Below are 5,334 nucleotides of genomic sequence, written 5' to 3'. Positions count from 1 at the left end.
TCGAGAATCGATGCCAGAGCCAGCGCGCCCGCAGCAGCGGAGCGAAGCAATAGCAGCGCTATTTCAAGCTTCGCTGCGAGGACGAAAGCGGCTATGGCGCGATTCTCGACGGAAACTAGGGTGCGACGAGGCCTTCGCGTATAGCCAAGCGCGCAAGCTGCACCCTGTCGTGGATGCCCAGCTTGTTCATGAGGCGCGCGCTCACGTTTTCGACGGTCTTGACGCTTAGGCCAAGCTCGTGCGCCATCTGCTTCTTGGTGAGTCCAGCCGCCGTCAGGTGAAGCACCTGCAGTTCACGCCGACTCAGCACGGCCAGGTCACGCGACGCGCCTGCGCGCCTTAGCTGCGGCGCCCCCCCGGCATGACCGTTCGCCGCTGCCGGTGCATGCACCAGGTCCGAGAGGATCTGGGCGATGCCGCGAATCGAAGTCGCCACCGGAGCATGCCCAGATGTCTTCGCCTTCACAACGTGCCCGGTTGGGAGACCCGCGAGTGCCAGTGTTTTCAGCGCGGGATTCCGCTGCTTGGCTGCCGCGAGCCAACCGCTGCCTTCGGGCGTATCGCAGTCGTCGTGGACAACGACATCCGCTCTCGCGCCCGCCGAAAGAACGGCCAGGGCTGTCTGCACGTTGCCCACGCATGCTGCGACACGCACCCGGGGCTGTTGCTCGAGCCAGTACGCAAGCAGCTCACGAACGATGCCGCACCGCACGACGACCAGAACCCGGACCGTTGCCCGATACTGAATCACACCCGGCTGTCTTACCTTGCCCGAAGAGCGGCTGCGCTCTTCCTGCCCGCCTCGACACAGATGTCGAGCATCCCTTGTGTGCCCAGGCCGACCAGCGCAAGCCGCTCCATGGTGGCCTCGAGTTGTTCGCGAAAGGCGTCAAAGGAGCGGGTCGCACCCGCCGCGATCAAGAGCGGAGTGATGGTGCGTGCAAAAACGCAGACCCGAGCCAGATCCGACAGCGAGTCGGCATCGGCGCCAACGGGCGTACCCACGGCGTCGCAAGTCTCCTCGGGCAACGCGATACGCTGAAGCAAACGACGACCGATCTCGTAGCTCGAAGTGCCGTAGCGCTCCGTTTCCAACCGCTGACGTTGGGCGGGATCGCCGCCCGCTGCTTGCCAAAGCTCCTCGTAGGCGCCGGTGTCTGCTGTGAGGCACGCCATGGCGCCGATCTCAGCCAGCAGACCAGAGAGGAACGCACAACCCCGCGGCACCGTGGAAAGCGCTCGGGCGCTGAGCCCGGCAAGCGCTCCGGAAAGGACCGACTGCTCGTGCAACCGGAGCGACAGCTTGCTCTCCGAGCGAAACGCCGCGATCATCGCCATGGCAGCCGCCATGTTCCTGAGCTCGTTGAGCCCCAGCCTCATGATGGCTTGCTCGAGGTCTCCGATCACGGTGTTCCCGCTGTATAGCGGGCTGTTGGCGATGCGCATGGTTTCAGCTGCGAGCGCCGGATCGGCCGCCACGGCCTGGGCGACTTCGACGATCCGAGCGTCATCCTTGCTCGTCAAGGCGATCACGCGGTTCGCAGCCGCCGGTATCGGAGCTAGCTCTGCAATGCGTTCGAGCAACGCGTTGACTCCATCGGCAGTGGGTCGTGACTGGCTCACGTAGCTTCATTGTACGCGGTAGAACCCCGAGCTACTAGTCTCGACAGACAACGTGACCGGCGATCTCGCGCCTCTCGGCATTCACCGCAGGCGGGCGCCAAATCGCCTCTCGGCCGTTCTTACCAGCTTATTATGGAGGGGCTCGACGACCCTGTCCGTCAGTGTGGACGTTGGGCTGCGGTATACGACATGGAAGGCCAGGCTCTTGTGACCCTCCGGAACCGGGACGCCACGGTAGATATCGAATAACACGACGTCTTCCGCCAATTCACCGGCGGCCTGCTTCAGCACGCCCCGTACGTCACCGACCGCGAGATCTTCCTGGACGACGACCGCGATGTCCCGGCTTACAGAGGGGAATCTCGGAAGGGGCTTGGCTCGCGGCAAAGGGAGACGCCGGCGAGCTGCATGCAACGCTGCCACATCGAGGCCGGCGTACAGCACGCGACCTTCCACCTCGAAGCTACCCGTCACATCGGGGTGAAGCTCACCTGCGACGCCGATTTCGCTGCCGCCGAGCACCACCCGCGCCCGGCGCCTCGGATGCAGGTAGCTCGCACGGGCCTCGAGTGAATCGTCGAGCTCGGTCTGGGGCTGCCCGGCGATGACGGGCCGTAGCACAGCCTGCAGCCGACCCTTTAGATCGTAGAAGTCGCTTGCTTCGGCGTCGTTGAACCACGTTGACCGCGGCCCGGCAACCAGGAGCGCCAGTTCCTGCCGCTCGCGGGGCAGCTTGCCGCCGGGCATGGCATCGAAAACGCGCGCCAGCTCAAACAGAGCCAGACCCTTGACCTGGTGGTGCTGAGCGTGCTTCACGTTGTTCAACAGCCCAGGAAGCAACGAGGTGCGCAGCAGCGGTCGTTGCTCCGACAGAGGGTTGGCCAGGCGAACGGCGCGCGTGGAGACGCGTGACGCTTCCAGCTCCTGCGCCGACACGAACACGTAGTTGACGGCCTCATCGAAACCTGCTGCGGCCGCAGACTCGCGCAATCTGCGTTCGAACCTGATTGCCTCCGATGTACCCTCCCCCGAGGGACAGACTCGCGGCTGCTGCACCGGAATCGAATCGTAACCCCGTACCCTCGCCACCTCCTCGACCAGATCCGCCTCGCGCTGCAAGTCGGGGCGAAACGCGGGCGCAGTCACGCGCCAGGCAGCGTCCGCCGCATCCACCACGCACCCCAAGCGCTGCAGCACAAGGGCTACCTCGCTTGGGTCCACGGCCACGCCGAGCTGACTGTCAAGCCGCGCCGGGCGCAGGCTGATCGCTCGGGCTGGCAGGCGTCGGGGATAGGCGTCCAGAGCCTCGGGAACCACGGCTCCACCCGTGAGCGCAGCGATCCGGCACGCGGCATCGGCAAGCACCGCTGCAACGGCGTGGGGATCGACCCCGCGCTCGAAGCGATAGCTGGAATCGGTCTGAAGGCCGAGGCGGCGCGACGTGCGTCGCACCGACCGAGGCTCGAAGTAGGCGCACTCGATCAAGACGCCCGTGGTATCTACGCCAACCTCGGAGTCACGCCCGCCCATGACGCCCGCGATGGCTACCGGACCCTCGCCATCGCAAATGAGCAGGTCTTCGCAGCTCAGCGTTCGCTCGTGACCGTCGAGCGTCGCCATGCGCTCGGCCTCACCTGCCCGGCGTACGACGATCCGCACCCCGCGAACTCGGTCGAGATCAAACGCATGAATGGGGTGGCCCCACTTGAGCAGAATCTCGTTGGTCGCATCCACCACGTTGCTGATTGGACGCAGGCCCAGGCTGTGCAATCGATAGCGCAGTGCGAAAGGCGATGGGCCGATCGTTAGACCCAGGACCAAAGCGGCGCCGTAGCGTGGGCAGCCCTCGCTGTCGATTATGCGGATGTCCAGCGGCGGGACGACAAGGTGTCCAGCCGTCACGGTCGAAACAGGTGACCCACAGTGATCCCGCAGGTCGATGGCGGCCAGCCCCTGGCGGGACGGTAGCGGCGCGGCAGACGTCCAGCGCGCGGCAGGGGCTGCGCGCGGCAGCTCGAACGGGCGGGCGAACAGCGCGCACAGCTCGCGAGCTAGCCCGACGTGGCCAAGACAGTCAGGGCGGTTGGGTGTGACCTCGATATCGAACACGGTGTCTCGCAGCCGCAGGGCATCGGCGAACGCCGCGCCCGGTCGTAGCCCCTCGGCGGCTTCGAGCACGAGGATCCCGCTTTCCTCTGGGCCCACGCCGAGCTCGGCTTCGCTGCACAGCATTCCCTGGGAAGCGATGCCCCCGAGACGCCGCGCCGAGATCTCGGCACCGGATGGCAGCCTGGCGCCGATGTCTGCCAGCACCACGAGACGGCCCGGCGAGGGCACGTTGGGCGCTCCGCAGACCACGTCGCGCTCTGCGTCGCCGTTGTAGACGGTCACCACCGTGAGCTTCGCTCGCGACGGGTGCGGGCGAATCCCCCGCACCTCGGCCACCACCACACGAGACAGGTCACGGCCGCACTCCGACGCCGCGTCGACCACGAGACCCGCTGCCGTCAACTTGTCAGCGAACCGGCCCGGTGTGGCCTCGACGGCGGACAGCTCTCTCAACCAGTTGTAGGACGCCAGCATGGTGAAAAAGGGCCCTAGAACTGAGCAAGGAAGCGCGGATCGTTCTCGTACAAGAGTCGGATGTTGGCAATGCCGTAGCGAAGCATGGCAATGCGGTCGATGCCCATCCCAAACGCGAAACCCGTGACGCGATCCGGATCGTAGCCTACGCTTTCGAACACCACGGGATGGATCATGCCGCACCCCAGGATCTCGATCCAACCCGTGCCCTTGCACACTCGACACCCGGAAGCCCCACAGAACATGCAGCCCATGTCCATCTCACCGCCGGGCTCCACGAAGGGAAAGTAGCTTGGTCGAAAACGCACAGGCACGCCGGCGCCGAACATGCGCTGCGTGAACATGGTGAGGGTGCCTTTCAAGTGAGCAAAGCTGACCTGCTCGCTCACCATGAAGCCCTCCACCTGCTTGAACATCGGAGAATGGGTGGCGTCGTCGTCGCGTCGATACACGGTCCCGGGAGCCACGATCGCCAGCGGCGGCGAGCGATCCAGCATCTGGCGCACCTGCATGTTCGAGGTGTGCGTTCGCAGCAGAATCGAGTCCGGCTCGCCACTGCGTCCTTCAACAAAAAAGCTATCCTGCTGGTCAGTGGCGGGATGATCCATAGGAAAGCCAAGCATGTCGAAGTTGTAGCGGTGATACTCTACCTCCGGACCGTCCACGATGTCGAAGCCGAGAACGCCGAAGACGTCCAATACCTCGAAGCTCACCCTGGTTAGCGGATGCAGGCGCCCCGGCATGGTTCCGCGGCCAGGCAGGCTGATGTCCATCGACGGGGCGCCAAGCTCGCGCCTGCGAGCTTCGCCTGCGAGCTCCAGCAACCGAGCACGGAAAAGGCGCTGGATCTCCGTCTTGAGTTGGTTGGCGCGAAGTCCAAACGCCTTGCGATCACCGGCCTCGATCCGTGGCATCAGCTTCATCAGCCGGGTCAGCTGTCCCTGCGGACCAACGAAACGAGCGTTGACCGAACGCAGGCTTTGTTCGTCTCCGGCGTTTGCGAAGACCGCCTCGTAGGACTCCGCGCCCGCGCGCAGCCCCTCCTGACGCTCCGCCGCCACGTGATCGGCCATGGTGCGCAGGCTACTCTATTCTCGCCCGGCGTTCCCAGTGCGCGCGCGCCCCCCG

At 65.3% G+C, this 5,334-nt stretch carries 4 protein-coding genes; all 4 read right to left on the bottom strand.

Annotated features, from left to right (window positions below; all coding sequences use genetic code 11):
* Positions 1–115 precede the first annotated feature (115 nt).
* The 4 genes from MJD61_08755 to pheS all read right to left on the bottom strand — a co-directional run bounded on the left by MJD61_08755 (position 116) and on the right by pheS (position 5,279).
* On the bottom strand, positions 116–751 hold the full coding sequence (locus tag MJD61_08755; GenBank protein MCG8555361.1) for a response regulator transcription factor: 636 nt from the start codon (positions 749–751) through the stop codon (positions 116–118).
* 11 nt (positions 752–762) lie between these two features.
* Positions 763–1,623, bottom strand: a complete 861-nt coding sequence (locus tag MJD61_08750; protein MCG8555360.1) for an HDOD domain-containing protein — start codon at positions 1,621–1,623, stop codon at positions 763–765.
* 81 nt (positions 1,624–1,704) lie between these two features.
* Positions 1,705–4,206: a phenylalanine--tRNA ligase subunit beta gene (pheT, locus tag MJD61_08745; protein ID MCG8555359.1), complete on the bottom strand. Its 2,502-nt coding sequence runs from the start codon at positions 4,204–4,206 to the stop codon at positions 1,705–1,707.
* 14 nt (positions 4,207–4,220) lie between these two features.
* On the bottom strand, positions 4,221–5,279 hold the full coding sequence (gene pheS / locus MJD61_08740) for a phenylalanine--tRNA ligase subunit alpha (GenBank protein ID MCG8555358.1): 1,059 nt from the start codon (positions 5,277–5,279) through the stop codon (positions 4,221–4,223).
* Positions 5,280–5,334 lie beyond the last annotated feature (55 nt).

The organism is Pseudomonadota bacterium (genome assembly GCA_022361155.1).
Classification (GTDB): domain Bacteria; phylum Myxococcota_A; class Polyangia; order Polyangiales; family JAKSBK01; genus JAKSBK01.
The sequence above is the reverse complement of the archived record's forward strand: the minus strand, read 5'-3'. Positions and strand labels throughout refer to the sequence as shown.

What these genes read in the sequence shown, in the direction of transcription:
- pheT (MCG8555359.1), bottom strand. Translation starts at nt 4,206, where the DNA reads ATGCTGGCGTCCTACAACTGGTTGAGAGAGCTGTCCGCCGTCGAGGCC.
- pheS (MCG8555358.1), bottom strand. Translation starts at nt 5,279, where the DNA reads ATGGCCGATCACGTGGCGGCGGAGCGTCAGGAGGGGCTGCGCGCGGGC.